Raw genomic sequence first — 15,773 nt, 5'->3', positions numbered from 1 at the left:
CTATGGCCCGCCTCTTGGCCCTCCAGATGAGCCCGCGCGCGGCGACCCGATGACCGACCCTCCCTCGGCGCTCGACCCGACACCGCCCCCCCCGCCCGTCGCCCCGCCGCGCCGCCACCTCACGCTCCAGCGCGTGATCGAAGTCGTGGGGCTGGTGGGCGTGGTCGGGTCGCTGCTGTTCGTGGGGCTCCAGATCCGCCAGAGCTCGGTCGCCACACGCGCGGCCACGAACGCCGCCGTCGCCGACGCCTTCCGCGACCTCAGCCTGCTCCAGGCCTCGAGCCCCGCCCTCGCGCGGGCGTTCGCCGCGCATGCCGCCGACCCCGCGGCGGCCCCGGCCGAGGCCCAGGTCCAGATGCTCGGGTTCTGGCGGGCGCTCTTCCACATCTGGGCCGACGTCCACCGCCAGCACCAGAACGGGACCGTGGACCCGGCGATCTACGACGCCGTCGTCCGCGAGATCGCCAGCTACGGCGCCCCGCGCTCGGCGACGGGGGCGCCCGACGAGCTCGAGCTCCGGCGGCGGCAGACGCAGTGGGCGTGGGCCAGCGAGCGGTTCCTGTTCAGCGCCGACTTCCAGGCCCTCGTCGATGCGCTCATGGACACGCCCGCCGACGCCCGATGACCGACGCTCCCACCCCGCCCGCCCCGCACACGGGATCTGCGACCTCGGCGCCCCCGCCGACGCCCCCGCCCACGGATCCACCGAGGCGGGCGGGGACGATCCTGTCCCGGCTGGCCCGGGCCGTCCGCGCGCAGAACTGGGCCGCCGTCGCGATCGAGCTGGCGATCGTCGTCGTCGGGGTGGCCCTCGGCCTCCAGGCCAACCGCTGGAACGAGACGCGCACGGCCGAGCGCGACGTCCGGGCGCTGGTCCAGAACCTCGGGGGCGAGTTCGCCTCGAATCGGGCCAGCCTGGCGGCGACCCGGGCCGACCTCGACGCCATCATGGGCGCGAGCGGCCAGGTCCTCGCGCTCGTCGGCCGCCCGGACGCCGGGCCGTCGGACGCCGCGCTCGACAGCCTCATCGAGTTCACCTTCTTCTGGCCGACGTGGACGCCCAGCAGCGCGGCCTCGCAGGAGCTGGTGGGCTCGGGCAAGCTCTCCGCCCTCGCCGACGACGGGCTGAAACCCCTGCTCTTCGAGTGGGGCCGCCACATGCGGCAGGTCGACGAGGGGAACCGGCGGATGGAGCGGAGCTCCCAGGACCTCATCGACTACGTGAAGGAGAACGGGTCGCTACGGAACACGAACCACGGCCGCATCGGGGCCGAGCGGTCGTCGCTGGCGGTGAGCAACCGCCCGCTCCTGACGGATCCACGGTTCGAGAACTACGTCGCTGAAAAGCTGGTGATGGCCCAGTTCCTCGCCGACCAGTACCGCGAGGCCGACGACCTGATCGACCGGATCCTCCAGGAGGCCGAGGCCGACCCGCTCCACGTCCTCGACACCCGCGAGGCGCCATGATCTTGCGCCGCCTCACCCAGCACGTCCGCGACCAGAACTGGACGGCCGTCGCCATCGACTTCGTCATCGTCGTCGTCGGTGTCGCCATGGGTTTTCAGGTGACGGCGTGGGGAAGCGAGCGGGCCGAGCGGGCCCGGGAGCAGGTGCTGCTGCGCGGCCTGCGGGCGGATATGGTCGAGAACCGCGCGACGTACGCCCGGGTCGCCGAGATCCGGGACCTTCACATGCGCCAGCTCCGCGACCTCCACGCCCTGACGGAGCCAAACCCGCCCGAGCCGGACCCGACGTTGTTCGACTCGCTCCTGTCCGCGTTCGTCGACTGGCAGAACCTCGACCCGACCGTGGGCCGCATCAACGCCGTGCTCGGGTCGGGCCAGATCTCGCTCGTCCGGAGCGACAGCCTCCAGGCCGCGCTCGCGCGGTGGCCGACCGTGCTCGCCAACATGGAGGAGAACGAGCAGTTCGTCGCCGAGCTCCTTACCAAGCGGGTGATCCCGTACCTCGCCACTCGGTACCCGGTCGCCGTTGTGGACGCGCGCGCGGGCCTCATCGAGCCCGTTCGGCCCAACGCGTTCCCGGCCCAGCGGCGGGCGCTCCTGGCCGACCTCGAGTTCTCCAACCTCGTAGAGGAGCGCTGGGTCCAGACGCGGTTCATCATCGCCGACGGCGAGCCCGTGCGCGAGTTGATCGAGACCCTCCTCCGGCTCCTCGACGCCGAGATCCAGCGATGATCCTCCGCCGCATCACCCAGCACGTCCGCGACCAGAACTGGACGGCCGTCGCCATCGACTTCGCGATCGTCGTGGTCGGCGTGTTCGTCGGGCTCCAAGCCTCGAACTGGAACGCCGACCGCGTCGACCAGCGGCGCGAGGCGACGTTCCGCGCGGGCCTCGCCCGCGACGTCCAGAGCGACGTCGCCGAGATCGACGCCGTCCTCCACGTCGCGACCGTCCGGATGTCGGCCCTCGCATGGCTGATCGAGTCGGCGACCGGCGAGCCGCTGCCGGACGGGTTCGACTCGGCGCGCGGGCGGATCGCCATCGAACCGGTCCCGCCGTACGACCCGGCCGACGCGCGGACGGTCGGGATCTCGGCCTTTATCCTGACCACGCTCGACGGCACGCGCCTCACCTACGACACAATCGTGAGCACGGAGGGGATCGGCGTGATCGGCGACGCCGGGCTCGTCCGCGAGATCCAGCAGTACTACGCCCAGGTCGACAAGGCGCGGACGTTCGAGGCCGAGCTCCGCCTGAACTGGGACCGGCTCGTGGCCGAGCAGCAGCGGGCCGGGCTCTCGCCCGTCGACGCGCTCCCGGCCGCGGCGCTGGCGGCCCGGTTCCGCGGGGACCCGGCGTTGGTGGCGGCGGCCAAGACCTACTGGCTGTTCACGAACCGCCACCTCAAGCTCATGGGCGACCTCCGGCACGAGGCCCAGGCCCTCCTCGCCCGGCTCGACCCCGACGCCCCATGATCCTCCGCCGCGTCATCCAGCACGTCCGGGACCAGAACTGGACCGCCGTCGGCATCGACTTCGTGATCGTCGTCGTCGGCGTGTTCCTCGGCATCCAGCTTGGCAATTGGAACGCCGCCCGCGCCGACCGAGCGGAGTATGGCCGGGCGCTCGAACGCTTCGATGCCGAGGTCGTGGCGAACCTCGCTACCCTAGACGACCTCGACGACGAGGTCGAAGGGCGGCTGGAACGCGCCAGAGACGGCTTTGCAGCGCTGCGGACGTGCGAGGAGACCGAGGCGAACCGAGAGGCTGTCAATCGGAGCCTGAACACCCTGGTGGGGACCCACGGGCTCCACCTCCGGCGGAGCGCCCTGGACGAGCTGACGTCAGATCCGGCGCTGCTGGCCCAGCAATCCGCCGCGGAGCGCCAGCGGCTGGCCGATCTGCTGTTCACCTTCGAGATGATGGCTCGGGAGGCCATCATCTCCGAGTTCTACCCCCAAGAGGGACGCTTCGAGAACAACCCGCTGATCGGTATCGGCGCGCCGAGGGAAGGGGCGTTCACGTTCTACGGAGCCGAGTTCACGACCGTGGCCTACCCCCTCTCGCTCCAGGTGCCGATCCCCGAGGCGTGCCGCGACAACGACCTGATCAAGTCGTACCGGACGTGGCTCTTCTGGCAGGGGAACGTCCCGACGGCCTTCCAGGCCGTCCGGAGCGAACTGCAGGAGACTCAAACACTCCTCTCGGAGGCCACGCCATGATCTTCCGCCGCATTGCCCAGCACGTCCGCGACCAGAACTGGACGGCCATCGCCATCGACTTCGTGATCGTCGTCGTCGGCGTCTTTATCGGCATCCAGGTCAGCAACTGGAACGCGGCGCGGGCCGAGGACGCCCGCGAGCGGATGCTCCTGGGCGAGCTCCGCGCCGAGGTCGCCGAGTCCATCGACCAGCTCGCCGTCAAGCGGGCCGCCTACGCCCAGGTCGGCCGGTCCGGCGAGCGGGCCGTCGCGTTCCTCGACGCCGGGGCGGAGTGCGGCGACAGGTGCTGGGCCATCCTCGTCGACTTCTACCACGCCTCGCAGTGGCAGCAGGTCGCGGTCCCGCGCTCGACCTACGACGAGATGCGCCGGAGCGGGTGGCCCCGCAACCGCGCCGTCGTGGACGCGATGGAGGCGTACCACCGCCAGGCCGACCAGTTTGCCCGGCCCCTCGAAGAGGCCCCGGCGTACCGGTCGCTCGTGCGGGGGCTGGTCCCCCTCGCGGCCCACCGGCCGTACTGGGAGCGCTGCTTCGTGCTGGCCGACGGCGAGGAGCGCTATCTGGAGGACTGCCCCCCAGGCGTCGCGCCGGCCGTCTCCGAGGCCGGCGTCGCGGCGGTCGTGGCGCACCCCGACGTCCACGCGGCCCTGACGGAGTGGACGGGGTTCGCGGGCGGGGTCGAGGTCAGCCTCGATGGCCTGATCGCCCTCGGCGAGCGGGCCCTCGCCACCATTGAGTCCGAACTCGGGGACGCGCCATGATCTTCCGCCGCATTGCCGAGCACGTCCGGGACCAGAACTGGACCGCCGTCGGCATCGACTTCGTGATCGTCGTCGTCGGCGTGTTCATCGGCACCCAGGTGGCCAACTGGAACGCCGAGCGGCTCGGCCAGCAGCGGCGGGGCCAGATCGTCGACGCGCTCGAGACCAACCTCCGCGACGCGATCGGCGTGCAGGACCGGTTCGTCGCCGAGATCGACGCCGGGCTGGCGGCGTGGGACGCCGCGCGCGCGCGGGGCGAGCGGCCGGCCCCGTTCACGTACCGCATCGAGGGGGGGGACACCGCGCCCGACACGTGGTCGACCATCGAGCAGATGGGGCTGGCCGACCTGTTCGACCCGTTCACCCTGTTCGACCTCACGTACTACTACTCGGAGCTGGAGGGCATCGGGCAGAAGTACGTCCGCTACGTCCTCTTCGTCGAGGACGAGGTGCTGCCGGGCGAGATCGCCGGGGCCTCGACCTTCTACGACGTCGACGGCCGGCTCCGGCCCCGCTTCCAGGCCAACATGGACCGCCTCCGCGAGTACCGCCGCGACACCGAGGTGATGACGCAGTGGGCGGAGTGCCTCGCCTACCGGTTGGACGCCGACCGGACCTTCGAGCAAAACTGCCGCCGCTCGGGCTACCGCCTCGACGGCATGCCCCCACAAGCCCGCGACCCTGAGGGGACCCGATGACCGACACCCCCACGCCGCCCGCCCCGCCTACGGGATCTGCAACCCCGGTGACCCCGCCGCCCCCGTCCGTCCCGTCGAGGCGGGCGGGGACGATCCTCGGCCGGCTGACGCAGGCCGTCCGTGAGCAGAACTGGTTCGCCGTCGCCCTGGAGGTGGTCATCGTCGTGCTCGGCGTCGTCATCGGGTTTCAAGTCACGGCGTGGGGCGCCGAGCGGGCCGATGCCGCGAAGGAGCAGGGCTACCTCGAACAGATCGCGGCCGACCTCGCAGAAACCGAGCGGACAATGACCGAGGCGGACGCGGGGGCTTTGGGCATCGAGCGGGCCATCTACCTCCTGGAGCGCGCGTTCTACACCCCGGAGCGCCCGCCGCGCGATTCGCTCCTGCGGTGGGTCGGCAACGCCGCGTTCGGGGCCCCGCGCCGCCCGGTCCTCGGGACGGTGGAGGCCCTGGTGGCGACCGGCGACCTCGCCTTGATCCGCACCGACTCGCTCCGCTCCGCGCTCACGGAGTACCTGGAGGACGCGCGGGAGGAGATCGACGTCCAGGCTCGGTTCGAGCAGACCCGCGCGTCCGCCGAGGAGCGCCTGCGCCGCCACGTCGACTTTTCCGTCCCGATCATGGCCGTCCTCCCCCCCGACCGCATCGAGCGTGCGCTCGGCGTGCCGCTCGACGGGACCGCGTACTTCGAGGGGCCCCGGCGGTCGCCCCGGCCGCTCGACGTCGACCGGTTCCTCAGCGACGGCGACGCCCGGCACGCGGCGGAGCAGCTCGTGCTCGGCACCCAGAATCTCCGCCGCGGCCGGGAGCGGATGCGGCAGGACGCCGCCACGCTGCGCGCGCTCGTCGACGCCGACCTGGACCGATGAGCGACGCCCCATCCCCGCCCGCCCCGCACACGGGATCTCCGACCTCGGGGCCTCCGCCGGCCGCCCCCGCGCTCCGCCCGAGGCGGGCGGAGACGGTCCTTGGCCGGCTGACTCGGGCGGTCCGCGAGCAGAACTGGTTTGCCGTCGCGCTCGAACTCGTCATCGTGGTCGTGGGCATCGTCATCGGCTTCCAGGTCACGGCGTGGGGGCAGGCGCAGCAGGCCCGGAGGGTCGAGACCGAGTCGCTCCGTGCGCTCCGCGCCGCCCTCGCGAACGACCTCGAGGACGTCCGGAGCAACGCGGCCTACCACGGGCGCTTCGCGGCGAGCGCGGAGATGCTCCAGCGCCACCTGGCGGCCGGGGGGCCCTACGCCGACACGCTCGACGTCCACTTCGGGCGGGTCATGGGCGTCACGTACTCCGTGCAGGACCGGACCGCCTACGAGACGCTCAAGCAGCGGGGCCTGGAGACGATCACGGACGGCGCCCTCCGGGCCGAGGTCGGGCGCCTCTACGGGGTTCGGTACCCCACGGTCGTCGAGTTCCAAGACCGGACGTCGTCGTTCGTGTTCGACAACGTGCTCCCGTACTACACCGCGCACTTCCGGGACCTCGTGCCCACCCAGCGGGCCACGCCCGTCGACTACGCGGCGCTGGCGGCGTCGACGGAGTACGCCGTGCTCGTGGACTGGGCGGCCTACCTCCACCCGATCCTCGTCGCCTCGCTCCTCCAACTCGAGGAGGACGTGGTCGGCCTGATCGCCCTCCTCGACCGAGAACTCGGGGCCGCGCCATGATCTTCCGCCGTATCGCCCAGCACGTGAAAGAGCAGAACTGGACCGCCGTCGCCATCGACTTCGGGATCGTCGTCGTGGGCGTGTTCCTCGGCATCCAGATCGGCAACTGGAACGCCGAGCGTCAGGAGCGGGAGCTAGGCACGTCGTATCTGCAGCGCATCGCTGGCGATTTACGCACCGACGCCGAGGTTTTCGAGACCCGGCTTCAGAGCTGGCAGGACGAGGAGCGTGATCTAGAATCGATGCTCGTCTACGTGGAGAAGGGTGACCTGGACGAGCGCACCCCCTGGGAAATGGCGCAGTTGGCCTATTACCGCGCCGGCTGGGGGGTCTTCGCCCCCGACAAGACAGCCTACGAAGAGCTCCGCAGCACCGGCCAGATCCGCCTCATCGCCGACGCCGATCTCCGCCGGTCCATCAGCGACTACTACGCGCGCATCGCAGAGTCCGACCCCTTCTACACCTACGAAACGCCACTCCGGGAGATGATCCGCAGCAAGTACCCGCCCGCGCTCCAGCGCTACTTCTGGGTGACGTGCTACTCCGAGAACGTGTACCGGTCGAGCGGGGACGGCCGCACGGGCTGCCCGCCGTTCGGGGGCGCCTCCGAGATCGCCGACGCCTTATCGGCACTGCGGACCGACCCCGATCTCGCCGAGGCGATCCGATACGGCATCTCCATCCGGCTGATCGTCCTCAACATCGCGCGCCGTGATCTCGTGCGAAACCAAGAGCTCATCGCCCAACTCGAGGCACAACTCCGATGATCCTCCGCCGCATCACGCAACACGTCAAAGAGCAGAACTGGTTCGCCGTTGCCCTCGACCTCGTGATCGTCGTCGTGGGCGTCGTGATCGGGTTCCAGGTGACCGCGTGGGGCGACGCACGGCGCGCGGCGGCCGACGAGCGGACCGTCCAGCTCGAGCTCCGCGACGCGCTCCGTGACGACCTCGGCATCCTCGAGGACCAACTCGCCGCCTTCCACGAGAAGGTCCGGCGGATGGACGCGCTCAGCGCCCACCTCGATGGGGGAGGGCTCTACGCCGACACGCTCGACGCCTACTTCGGCGCGGTCTACGGCCTCAGCCTCGTCACCGTCAACGCCTCGCCCTACGAGTCGCTCAAGTCCCGGGGCCTCGGGATCCTCGCCGACCCCGCCCTCCGCGCCCAGGCCGCCCGGCTCTACGACCTCCGCTACGACCTTCTCGATGAGCTCCAGCAGACCCAGCGGAGCGCCGTCCTCGACCTCATGCGGCCGTACGTCCTCGCCCACTTTAGCGACATGGTGTTCGGGGTGACCGCGACGCCCCTCGACTACGAGCGGACCCGTGCCGACCCCTACTTCGGCAACCTCGTGGCGTACCGCCGCGAGATCGTCGTCGGGACCGAGATCCCCTTCTACGAGGGGACCATCGCCGAGGTGGAGGCCCTCCTCGCTGCCCTCGACGCCGCACTCGCATGATCCTCCGCCGCATCGCCCAGCACGTAAAGGACCAGAACTGGACCGCCGTCGGCCTCGATCTCGCCATCGTCGTCGTCGGCGTGTTCCTCGGCATCCAGGTGTCGAACTGGAACGACGCGCGGAAGGCGCGGGCCGAGGAGGCGGCCCTCGTCGGGCGCCTGCTCGACGAGGCCGGCGACGCTCGGCGCGCGCTCGCCGAGCACCGGGCCTTCCACGCCGGCAACTCGGAGCAGATCGTTGCGCTCGTGGCCCGGCTTGAGGACCCGGCCCGGTGCGGCGAGGCCGAGACGAACGAGCAGAAGGCCCAGATCTTCGGCGTCGGCGACTTCCCGCCGCCGCGGTTCGCGCTGACGACGGCCGCCGAGGCCGCCGAGTCGGGGCGGCTGGCGCTGCTCCAGTCGGAGGCGCTCCAGACCGCCGTCCGCGAGGTCGTGGTCGAGATGGCGTTCGTGACCGAGCAGTGGCGGCGGTACGTCCCGGTCAAGCGGGCCGCCGAGCAGGTCTATCTCGACGCCGGGCTGGTCCAGACGGCCCCCCTGGAGTGGGACCAGGACAACCGCGGCTTCTACCGCGACGTCACCGGAGACCTCGAGTTCCGGACCCCGGAGCGCCTCTGCAACCGGCCCGACCTCGCCGCACTGGCGTCGAACGCCGCGCTCACGCAGGCCTTCTACGTGGCCTACCTCGACCAGGTCGCGGATCGGCTCGACGCCTACTCTGGCCTCCTCGCCGACCACGCGGAGCGCCGAGGTGGGCGCCGCGACTCGCCCCCACGTGAGCCATGATCCTCCGCCGCATTGCCCAGCACGTCCGAGAGCAGAACTGGACGGCCGTCGCCTTCGACTTCGCCATCGTCGTCGTCGGCGTCGTGATCGGGTTTCAGGTGACGGCGTGGGGGCAGGCCCGGAGCGACGCGGTCCGGGGGCGAGCCTACGCCGATCAACTCCGCGCCGACCTCGCGGCCAGCGTCGCCCAGCTCGACCGCGAGCTCGCGATCCAACGGGGCAGCGAGCGGGCCGCGGTCCGGCTCCAGCGCGCCGTCTACGCGGCCGATCGGCCGCCGGAGGACTCGCTCGTGGCGTGGACCCTCGACCTGAACTACTACAGCGACCCGCGTCCGACGCTCGGGACGGCGCGCGCGCTCGGGGCCACGGGCGACCTCCTCCTGCTCCCGCCGCCGCTCCGGCAGGCCGTCGTCGAGACCGTTGAGGAGGCCGACTACCTCGCCGCCGACGCAACCCTCTGGCGGTCCCGGCTGCTCGACGCCCTGTTTGAGCTGAACCGCCGCGTGAGCATCGACGACCTCATCGCCGTGCACGGCTTCACGCCCCGCCTCGACTCGCTCGCGTCGTCGCGCGACTGGCTGCCCGCCGACCGGCGGCCCGTCGCCGCCCCCTCCATCGCCGATGCGCTCGACGACCCCTCGTTCCGGGCGACCCTCCGGGAGACCCGGCTGGCGGCGGCCGTCCTCCGAGGCCACCAAGAGCAGCAACTCGCGGGGCTCCGCCGCGCGCTCGACGTCTTGGACGCCCTCCCCGCGGCGACCGCTCCCCCCTCGCCATGATCTTCCGCCGCGTCCTTCAGCACGTCCGGGACCAGAACTGGACGGCCATCGGCATCGACCTCGTGATCGTCGTGGTCGGCGTGTTCCTCGGCATCCAGCTCGGCAACTGGAACGCCGCCCGGGCCGACGAGCGCCGCGCCACGGCCTACCTCGTCCGCCTCCACGACGACCTCTCGGACGACCTCGTGATGCTCGACGCGCGCAAGGCCTTCTGGGAGCAGACGACCGCGGCCGGCCTCGACGCCCTCGCGGCGGACCTCCCGGCCGCGCCGACGCGCGACGAGGCGTGGCGCGTCGTCCGGGCCTTCCACCACGCCAGCAACACGCTCCCGCTGAGCCTCCGCGACGGGACCTACACCGACATGGTCAGCTCCGGCCAGCTCGGCCTGGTCTCGGACACCGACCTCCGCGACCGCACGACGACCTACTACACCAACTCGTGGGGCGTCGAGCTCAGCTCCGACATCCCGGCCTACCGGCGGGCCGTCCGGCGCGTGATCCCGCCCGACGTCCACGCCCACCTCATGACGTGCCACCGCGTCGAGGGCGCCCACCGGCACGTGCTCGACGCCTGCCCGCCGCCCGCCGGCGGTGCCGACCTCGTCGCGCTGGCGGGCCGGCTGACGCGCGATGACGCGCTCCGGGGCGACCTGTACCAGGCGCTGTCCATCATGCGCACGTCGAGCAAGATCTCCGACGACGTGCTTATCCCGGCCGCGCGCGCCCTGCGAGACCGGGTCGCCGCCGAGCTCGACGGCCGCGGGGCCGGGGGCCCCAGCCCGTCATGATCCTACGCCGCCTCACCCAACACGTCCGGGACCAGAACTGGACGGCCGTCGCCATCGACTTCGTCATCGTCGTCGTCGGCGTGTTCGTGGGCATCCAGGCGCAGGCGTGGAGCGCCGAGCGGGGCGACCGCCGCCTTGAGCGGGTCTACCTCGAGCGGCTGCTCGCCGACGTCGACCTCTCCATCGAGACGACGGCTGCCAACCAGGGCCGCTTGCGGGAGTACAGCGCCGGGCAGGTGCTCGTCGTCGCGAGCCTCCAGGCGTGCGCGCTCGCCGAGGCCGACCGCGACGCGTTCGCCGACGGCATCGCCGACCTCGGCAAGGTTGGGCCGTCGGTGTTCGTGCTCAACACGATGGACGAGATGCTCTCGGCCGGGCACTTCTCGCTGCTCCAGAACCCGGACGTCCGCGACGTGCTGAATGGCCTCGCGCGCGACCGGGCCTACCAGCAGAACGTGTTCGAGGCCGTCGTCGGGCAGCTCGCGCCGCTGACGGGCGTGGCGTGGCAGCGGGCCGTCCGCCTCTACCCCGACGCGAGGACGCCGTTCGGCCCGGTCGGCTGGGACGAGCTCGCGCTCGACTTCGACGCGCTCTGCGCCGACACCGCGTTCCAGGGCGCCGTGTCCCAGGTCCGCTACCTCACCGATGCCGGCGCCAGCCTCAACGACCGGGCGCTGGGGAAGCTGCGCGGCGCCAGGGCCGCCCTCCAAGCCGAGCTCGCCGGCCGGCCCCTCCCCCCAGCCGCGCCATGACCGACCTCTTCAGCTTCATCCTGGTGATGGTCTCGCTCGTGCTCGCGATCGGCGTGACGCACCTGGTCCAGGGCGTGGCCGACATCGTCCGGCGGCGGGGCACGGTCCGCGTCGAGCCGCTGCAACTGGCGTGGGCGGCGGCGCTGTTCCTGGTCGCCGCGCTCTACTGGTGGTCGCTGTGGGACCTGCGCGCGGCCGAGTGGCGGTTCCCGCTGTTTTTCGGGATGCTCCTCGCCCCGACGCTGTTGCACATCGCCGCGAGCCTGCTCGTTTCGACCGACGGCGACGAGGCGGGGCCGGGGGCGGCGTTCGAGCAGATCCGGGTCCCGTTCATGGTCGTGATGGCGCTGTTCTCGGTCGTCGTGATGCTGGACGGGTGGGCGGTCGGCTCCGAGACGACGTGGTGGACGGTGTACCGCCCGATCCAGTTGTGGACGGTCGGGCTGTACGGGGCGGGCGCCGTGCTCGGCGGGGCGCGGGCGCAGCGCGCCATCGCCGGGCTCGCGCTGGCGACGTACGTCGCGGCCGGATTCGTCTTCCGCCTCCTTCCCGGGGCCTTCGGCTCGTAGCCTCCCTCGCCATGACCGATTCGCTCCCCCCCGATCTTCCAACCGACGCCCCGGCCAGTCCGCCCCTCCGCCGCCGTCTGGGGCTGAGCGAGTGGGCCGACCTCGCGCAGATCGCCGGCACGGTCGCCGTCCTCGTGTCGCTGGTCTACGTCGGCGTCCAGCTCCGGCAGGCGACCGACCAGCTGGAGCGGCAGGAGAGCAACGCGACGCAGAGCCAGTGGCAGGCCATCCGCCTGCTGATCGCGGGCGACCGCGACGCCGCCCGCGTCTGGACCGAGGGGCTGGCCGGCGACTCGCTCGACGCCGTCGACGCGGCCCGCTTCGACCGGCTCCTCGAAGAGCACGCCTGGGCGACGGTCCACATCTGGGACCGGACGCGGCGCGGCCTGTTCGAGGCGGCCAACTTCCAGCGGTCGGCGGCCCCGCCCCTGGCCCGGTGGCTGTGCACGCCCGGCGGCGGCCCGTGGTGGACCGCGCGCCGCGACCGGTACCCGGCGGGCTTCGTCGAGGCGATGGGCACCGCGATGGGCCGTCTGGCGGAGGCCGAGGGCCCGGCGTGCCCGGTGCGCTGACCGGCTTGCCGTTTGGCCCGTCGGGGGTAGCCTCCTCCCGTCCCAGCGTTCCTCCCCACCATGCTCCGACGCCTCGCCCTCTCCGTCCTCCTCGCGCTCGCGCCGGCGCTCGCCGTTGCCCAGCCGGTCGCGCTCGCGGTCGAGAGCGGCGGCGTGGCGCTGCCGGCCACGCTCACGCGCGCCGCCGACGCGGACGGCCCCCGCCCGCTCGCGGTCTACCTCCACGGCAACCCCGGCCGCCCCCTCGACCAGCCCCCGGGCCGCGTCGACTCCCTTGTCACGGCCGCCCTCGTCGCGGCCGGCGTCGACGTGGTGCGCGTCACGTACCGCGGGCTCTGGGGCACCGGCGGCGCCTTCACGCTCGCCCACGCAGTCGGCGACCTCGACGCCGTGCTCGACGTGGTCACGGCGCCCGCGTTCGCCGACCGGCTCGGCCACAGGCCGTCGGCGGTCGTCCTGGTGGGCTACAGCTTCGGGACGGCCGCGGCCCTCGTGGGCGCCTCGGGCGACGACCGCGTGGACGGGGTCGCCGCGCTCGCGCCGTGCGACCACGGCTACTTCGGGGGCGAGTTCTCCGACCCCGACTCCAAGATCCGCGGCTTCCTCGACCGGGTGACGGCGTCGCTGTTCGGGGAGGGCGGCCCCGTCGAGGGCGGCGGGCCCGCGTTCATCGGCGACCTCTCCGAGAACGCCGACGCCTACCGCTTCCCCGCCCACGCCGAGGGCCTGCTCGGCACGCGCCTCCTGCTCCTCGGCGGGCTCGACGACGCGGTGTGCTACGCCGAGGACCACCTCGTCCCGCTCTACCGGCGGCTCCGGGCGCTGGAGCACCCGGCCCTCCAAGCCCACGTGCTGCCGATGGACCACGGGTTCGGCGGCGTCGGCCCCGACGCGCTGATGGCGATGGTTACAGAGTGGATCGCGAGCGGCGCCGGCCCGGCCGGGGACGCCCCGGAGGACTGAGCTGATGGCCGACGCCCCCACCCCGCCCGAGCCGACCACGCCTTCCCCGACGGCCGAGGGCGAGCCGAGCCGCGCGCGTCCCGAGCCCTCTCCGCCGGCATCCGACCGCGCCCCGGCCCCGCGGACCCCCCTCGACACCGCCGCCACGGTCGCCACCATCGTCAGCAGCCTGGCCGTCGTCGTCGGCTTGGTGTTCGTCGCCATCGAGCTCCGCCAGAACACCCTCGCGCAGCGCGTGACGGCGACCCAGACGCTCGTCGTCGACTACGAGACCGCCGTCGACCTTCTCGCCAAGACCCCCGAGTCGGCCTGCATCTACGTCCGCGGCAACAGCGGGCTCGACAACCTCACCGGCATCGAGCGCTATCAGTACTTCGTGATGTGGTTCCACCTGCTCCGCTCCGCCGAGCAGCTCCACTACTACTCCCTCGAGGGGATGGTGGACGCGCGGATCTGGCGCGGCTTCCAGCGGCAGTTGGACGAGGTGATGCGCTACCCGGGCGTCTACCAATACTGGGAGCAGCGGCGGCACTGGTACAGCGACGAGTTCCAGGCCTTCGTCGACCAGATCTTCGACCGAGCACCGATCGCGGCGCCGGTGGCCCTGTCCGAGGAGGGGTGCGATGACCTCTGAGCCCCGCCCGACGCGCTGGGACTGGCGGCCCAAGCTCCGCTGGTTCGCCGCGGAGTACCTCATCGTCGTGCTCGGCGTGCTCACGGCCGTCGGCATCAACGCGGGGTGGGGCGACCGGGAGGACCGGGCTCGGGAGCACCGCCACCTCCACCAACTCGCGGCCGACCTCCGCGAGACGGCCCGCCTCACGGCCGAGGTCGACGCGGCGCAGCTCGGCCCCGATCGCGCCGGGGGGCAGATCTGGGCGGCCTTCTACGCGGCGGATCCCCCGCCCCGGGACTCGCTGTTCGCGTGGCGCGCGGAGCTGGCCCGCGTCGGCCGCGCCCGGCCCGTCCTCGGCACCGTCGAGGCGCTCGTCGCCACCGGCGACCTCGGGCTCGTGCGCGACGACTCGCTCCGCACCGCCATCGCGGCCTACCTCGAGACCGCCCGCCGCCAGCTGGACTCCCAGGAGGAGCAGCGGCGGATCTGGTGGGCCGGGCTCGACCGCCTGGACAGGGGGCTCGACCTTATCGAGGCCTACCACCAAGCGTGGGGGCAGGCGCGGGTCGAGGCGGCCGTCGAGGGGTCGCCGAGCTACCCGCCCCTGGGCGAGACCCGCGTCCGGTTCCCGCTCGACGCCGAGGCCTTCCTCTCGGACCGCGAGCTGCTGGGGGCCGCGTGGCGGATGACGCGGGCGAAGGACGAGCTCCGATCGCTCCGCGCCGCGATGCGCGACGACGCCCTCGCGCTGCTCCGCCGCATCGAGACCCACACGGAATCATGACCGACGCCCCGCCCACCCCGCCCACCCCGCGCTCGGGATCTGCGACCTCGGCACCGCCGCCGCCCCCCTCGACAGATCCCCCGAGGCGGGCGTGGACGATCCTCGGGCGGTTGGCGCAGGCGGTCCGCGAGCAGAACTGGTTCGCCGTCGTGCTGGAACTGGCCATCGTCGTGCTCGGCGTGGTCATCGGGTTCCAGGTGACGGCGTGGGGGCAGGCCCAGACGGACGCGGCGCGCGAGCAGACGTACCTCCGCCAACTCACCGCCGACCTCGCCGAGACCGAGCGGCTGGTCGCCGCCGAGGACTCCGTGCGGTTCGCCCGGACCCTCCCGGCGGCCCGCAAGCTCCTCCGCTCGTTCGGCTACGAGCCGAAGCCCCCGGCCGACTCCATCCTGACGTGGTTCCCCGACGCGTGGCGGTTCGGGTTCCTCCGCCCCGTCCTCGGCACGTCGAACGCCCTCGTCTCCTCGGGAACGATCGACCTCATCCGCGACGACTCGCTCCGCTCGGCGATCGTCGCCTACCTCGACCTGAACGAGGAGTTGATGGAAGAGCAGCGTCTCCAGCGAGACATCGTGGAGGCAGCGGGCCAGCGCATCACCCAGCGGGTGGACCTCTCCGAGTACGCGTTCGCGACGGCCTCCGATAGCGCGCGGGAGGCGCGGTCGCGACGGCCCAACTACGTGGGCCTCTACCCGACCGGCGACTGGGTCTCGCCGATGCCGCTCGACGCGGACGCCTTCTACGCCGACCCGACCATGTACACCAGCGCGTGGTCGCTCTCGCTCGAGTTGAGCCACATCGAGGGCACGCACCGACGGATGCGCGAGAGCGCCGCCGCGCTCCGCCAGCGGATCGAGGCCCAGGTCGAGCGGTGACCGACGCCCCACC

21 protein-coding genes are annotated in these 15,773 nt (G+C 72.4%); all 21 read left to right on the top strand.

What is annotated here, in order from left to right; all coding sequences use genetic code 11:
* The first annotated feature begins 49 nt into the window (after positions 1-49).
* Genes ACLIRP_RS15160 through ACLIRP_RS15060 form a run of 21 tightly spaced genes read left to right on the top strand, consistent with a single transcriptional unit; the run spans position 50 to position 15,760 of the window.
* A complete protein-coding gene (locus tag ACLIRP_RS15160) occupies positions 50-625 on the top strand; it encodes a hypothetical protein (protein WP_412061306.1) in 576 nt (191 codons plus the stop codon).
* Entirely contained in the window at positions 622-1,467 is an 846-nt protein-coding gene (locus ACLIRP_RS15155; protein ID WP_412061305.1) for a hypothetical protein, read from the top strand. The genes ACLIRP_RS15160 and ACLIRP_RS15155 overlap by 4 nt, the downstream gene beginning before the upstream one ends.
* The gene (locus tag ACLIRP_RS15150; protein ID WP_412061304.1) at positions 1,464-2,198 is read left to right on the top strand and encodes a hypothetical protein; all 735 of its coding nucleotides are present in this window, start codon (positions 1,464-1,466) and stop codon (positions 2,196-2,198) included. Before ACLIRP_RS15155 ends, ACLIRP_RS15150 begins: the two co-directional genes overlap by 4 nt.
* Positions 2,195-2,941, top strand: coding sequence for a hypothetical protein (locus ACLIRP_RS15145; protein ID WP_412061303.1), 747 nt, complete (start codon positions 2,195-2,197; stop codon positions 2,939-2,941). The genes ACLIRP_RS15150 and ACLIRP_RS15145 overlap by 4 nt, the downstream gene beginning before the upstream one ends.
* Positions 2,938-3,687, top strand: coding sequence for a hypothetical protein (locus ACLIRP_RS15140; RefSeq protein WP_412061302.1), 750 nt, complete (start codon positions 2,938-2,940; stop codon positions 3,685-3,687). Before ACLIRP_RS15145 ends, ACLIRP_RS15140 begins: the two co-directional genes overlap by 4 nt.
* On the top strand, positions 3,684-4,448 hold the full coding sequence (locus ACLIRP_RS15135; protein ID WP_412061301.1) for a hypothetical protein: 765 nt from the start codon (positions 3,684-3,686) through the stop codon (positions 4,446-4,448). Before ACLIRP_RS15140 ends, ACLIRP_RS15135 begins: the two co-directional genes overlap by 4 nt.
* The gene (locus tag ACLIRP_RS15130) at positions 4,445-5,146 is read left to right on the top strand and encodes a hypothetical protein (RefSeq protein ID WP_412061300.1); all 702 of its coding nucleotides are present in this window, start codon (positions 4,445-4,447) and stop codon (positions 5,144-5,146) included. Before ACLIRP_RS15135 ends, ACLIRP_RS15130 begins: the two co-directional genes overlap by 4 nt.
* On the top strand, positions 5,143-6,015 hold the full coding sequence (locus ACLIRP_RS15125) for a hypothetical protein (protein WP_412061299.1): 873 nt from the start codon (positions 5,143-5,145) through the stop codon (positions 6,013-6,015). Before ACLIRP_RS15130 ends, ACLIRP_RS15125 begins: the two co-directional genes overlap by 4 nt.
* Positions 6,012-6,812, top strand: coding sequence for a hypothetical protein (locus ACLIRP_RS15120; RefSeq protein ID WP_412061298.1), 801 nt, complete (start codon positions 6,012-6,014; stop codon positions 6,810-6,812). The genes ACLIRP_RS15125 and ACLIRP_RS15120 overlap by 4 nt, the downstream gene beginning before the upstream one ends.
* Positions 6,809-7,579 (top strand): hypothetical protein, encoded by a 771-nt coding sequence (locus tag ACLIRP_RS15115; protein ID WP_412061297.1) that lies wholly within the window; start codon positions 6,809-6,811, stop codon positions 7,577-7,579. Before ACLIRP_RS15120 ends, ACLIRP_RS15115 begins: the two co-directional genes overlap by 4 nt.
* Positions 7,576-8,274, top strand: coding sequence for a hypothetical protein (locus ACLIRP_RS15110; protein WP_412061296.1), 699 nt, complete (start codon positions 7,576-7,578; stop codon positions 8,272-8,274). Before ACLIRP_RS15115 ends, ACLIRP_RS15110 begins: the two co-directional genes overlap by 4 nt.
* Positions 8,271-9,059 (top strand): hypothetical protein, encoded by a 789-nt coding sequence (locus ACLIRP_RS15105; RefSeq protein ID WP_412061295.1) that lies wholly within the window; start codon positions 8,271-8,273, stop codon positions 9,057-9,059. Before ACLIRP_RS15110 ends, ACLIRP_RS15105 begins: the two co-directional genes overlap by 4 nt.
* Positions 9,056-9,838 carry a hypothetical protein gene (locus tag ACLIRP_RS15100; protein ID WP_412061294.1) on the top strand — a complete coding sequence of 261 codons (783 nt, stop codon included), beginning with the start codon at positions 9,056-9,058 and terminating at the stop codon, positions 9,836-9,838. Before ACLIRP_RS15105 ends, ACLIRP_RS15100 begins: the two co-directional genes overlap by 4 nt.
* Entirely contained in the window at positions 9,835-10,626 is a 792-nt protein-coding gene (locus ACLIRP_RS15095; RefSeq protein ID WP_412061293.1) for a DUF6090 family protein, read from the top strand. Before ACLIRP_RS15100 ends, ACLIRP_RS15095 begins: the two co-directional genes overlap by 4 nt.
* Positions 10,623-11,378: a hypothetical protein gene (locus ACLIRP_RS15090; protein WP_412061292.1), complete on the top strand. Its 756-nt coding sequence runs from the start codon at positions 10,623-10,625 to the stop codon at positions 11,376-11,378. The genes ACLIRP_RS15095 and ACLIRP_RS15090 overlap by 4 nt, the downstream gene beginning before the upstream one ends.
* Positions 11,375-11,947 carry a hypothetical protein gene (locus ACLIRP_RS15085; RefSeq protein ID WP_412061291.1) on the top strand — a complete coding sequence of 191 codons (573 nt, stop codon included), beginning with the start codon at positions 11,375-11,377 and terminating at the stop codon, positions 11,945-11,947. The genes ACLIRP_RS15090 and ACLIRP_RS15085 overlap by 4 nt, the downstream gene beginning before the upstream one ends.
* A gap of 11 nt (positions 11,948-11,958) precedes the next feature.
* Complete coding sequence (locus tag ACLIRP_RS15080; protein WP_412061290.1) at positions 11,959-12,519, top strand: hypothetical protein; 561 nt, start codon at positions 11,959-11,961, stop codon at positions 12,517-12,519.
* Between the two features lie 60 nt (positions 12,520-12,579).
* Complete coding sequence (locus tag ACLIRP_RS15075; protein ID WP_412061289.1) at positions 12,580-13,482, top strand: alpha/beta hydrolase family protein; 903 nt, start codon at positions 12,580-12,582, stop codon at positions 13,480-13,482.
* A 4-nt stretch (positions 13,483-13,486) separates the two neighbouring features.
* Positions 13,487-14,116 carry a hypothetical protein gene (locus ACLIRP_RS15070; protein ID WP_412061288.1) on the top strand — a complete coding sequence of 210 codons (630 nt, stop codon included), beginning with the start codon at positions 13,487-13,489 and terminating at the stop codon, positions 14,114-14,116.
* The gene (locus ACLIRP_RS15065) at positions 14,106-14,882 is read left to right on the top strand and encodes a hypothetical protein (protein ID WP_412061287.1); all 777 of its coding nucleotides are present in this window, start codon (positions 14,106-14,108) and stop codon (positions 14,880-14,882) included. The genes ACLIRP_RS15070 and ACLIRP_RS15065 overlap by 11 nt, the downstream gene beginning before the upstream one ends.
* Positions 14,879-15,760: a hypothetical protein gene (locus ACLIRP_RS15060; protein ID WP_412061286.1), complete on the top strand. Its 882-nt coding sequence runs from the start codon at positions 14,879-14,881 to the stop codon at positions 15,758-15,760. Before ACLIRP_RS15065 ends, ACLIRP_RS15060 begins: the two co-directional genes overlap by 4 nt.
* Positions 15,761-15,773 lie beyond the last annotated feature (13 nt).

Source organism: Rubrivirga halophila (assembly GCF_046845755.1).
In the GTDB taxonomy this organism is placed as follows: Bacteria; Bacteroidota; Rhodothermia; order Rhodothermales; family Rubricoccaceae; genus Rubrivirga.
Note: the sequence above shows the minus strand (reverse complement) of the source record. Positions and strands in the feature narration are given on the sequence as shown.

What these genes read in the sequence shown, in the direction of transcription:
- ACLIRP_RS15160 (WP_412061306.1), top strand. Translation starts at nt 50, where the DNA reads ATGACCGACCCTCCCTCGGCGCTCGACCCGACACCGCCCCCCCCGCCC.
- ACLIRP_RS15155 (WP_412061305.1), top strand. Translation starts at nt 622, where the DNA reads ATGACCGACGCTCCCACCCCGCCCGCCCCGCACACGGGATCTGCGACC.
- ACLIRP_RS15150 (WP_412061304.1), top strand. Translation starts at nt 1,464, where the DNA reads ATGATCTTGCGCCGCCTCACCCAGCACGTCCGCGACCAGAACTGGACG.
- ACLIRP_RS15145 (WP_412061303.1), top strand. Translation starts at nt 2,195, where the DNA reads ATGATCCTCCGCCGCATCACCCAGCACGTCCGCGACCAGAACTGGACG.
- ACLIRP_RS15140 (WP_412061302.1), top strand. Translation starts at nt 2,938, where the DNA reads ATGATCCTCCGCCGCGTCATCCAGCACGTCCGGGACCAGAACTGGACC.
- ACLIRP_RS15135 (WP_412061301.1), top strand. Translation starts at nt 3,684, where the DNA reads ATGATCTTCCGCCGCATTGCCCAGCACGTCCGCGACCAGAACTGGACG.
- ACLIRP_RS15130 (WP_412061300.1), top strand. Translation starts at nt 4,445, where the DNA reads ATGATCTTCCGCCGCATTGCCGAGCACGTCCGGGACCAGAACTGGACC.
- ACLIRP_RS15125 (WP_412061299.1), top strand. Translation starts at nt 5,143, where the DNA reads ATGACCGACACCCCCACGCCGCCCGCCCCGCCTACGGGATCTGCAACC.
- ACLIRP_RS15120 (WP_412061298.1), top strand. Translation starts at nt 6,012, where the DNA reads ATGAGCGACGCCCCATCCCCGCCCGCCCCGCACACGGGATCTCCGACC.
- ACLIRP_RS15115 (WP_412061297.1), top strand. Translation starts at nt 6,809, where the DNA reads ATGATCTTCCGCCGTATCGCCCAGCACGTGAAAGAGCAGAACTGGACC.
- ACLIRP_RS15110 (WP_412061296.1), top strand. Translation starts at nt 7,576, where the DNA reads ATGATCCTCCGCCGCATCACGCAACACGTCAAAGAGCAGAACTGGTTC.
- ACLIRP_RS15105 (WP_412061295.1), top strand. Translation starts at nt 8,271, where the DNA reads ATGATCCTCCGCCGCATCGCCCAGCACGTAAAGGACCAGAACTGGACC.
- ACLIRP_RS15100 (WP_412061294.1), top strand. Translation starts at nt 9,056, where the DNA reads ATGATCCTCCGCCGCATTGCCCAGCACGTCCGAGAGCAGAACTGGACG.
- ACLIRP_RS15095 (WP_412061293.1), top strand. Translation starts at nt 9,835, where the DNA reads ATGATCTTCCGCCGCGTCCTTCAGCACGTCCGGGACCAGAACTGGACG.
- ACLIRP_RS15090 (WP_412061292.1), top strand. Translation starts at nt 10,623, where the DNA reads ATGATCCTACGCCGCCTCACCCAACACGTCCGGGACCAGAACTGGACG.
- ACLIRP_RS15085 (WP_412061291.1), top strand. Translation starts at nt 11,375, where the DNA reads ATGACCGACCTCTTCAGCTTCATCCTGGTGATGGTCTCGCTCGTGCTC.
- ACLIRP_RS15080 (WP_412061290.1), top strand. Translation starts at nt 11,959, where the DNA reads ATGACCGATTCGCTCCCCCCCGATCTTCCAACCGACGCCCCGGCCAGT.
- ACLIRP_RS15075 (WP_412061289.1), top strand. Translation starts at nt 12,580, where the DNA reads ATGCTCCGACGCCTCGCCCTCTCCGTCCTCCTCGCGCTCGCGCCGGCG.
- ACLIRP_RS15070 (WP_412061288.1), top strand. Translation starts at nt 13,487, where the DNA reads ATGGCCGACGCCCCCACCCCGCCCGAGCCGACCACGCCTTCCCCGACG.
- ACLIRP_RS15065 (WP_412061287.1), top strand. Translation starts at nt 14,106, where the DNA reads ATGACCTCTGAGCCCCGCCCGACGCGCTGGGACTGGCGGCCCAAGCTC.
- ACLIRP_RS15060 (WP_412061286.1), top strand. Translation starts at nt 14,879, where the DNA reads ATGACCGACGCCCCGCCCACCCCGCCCACCCCGCGCTCGGGATCTGCG.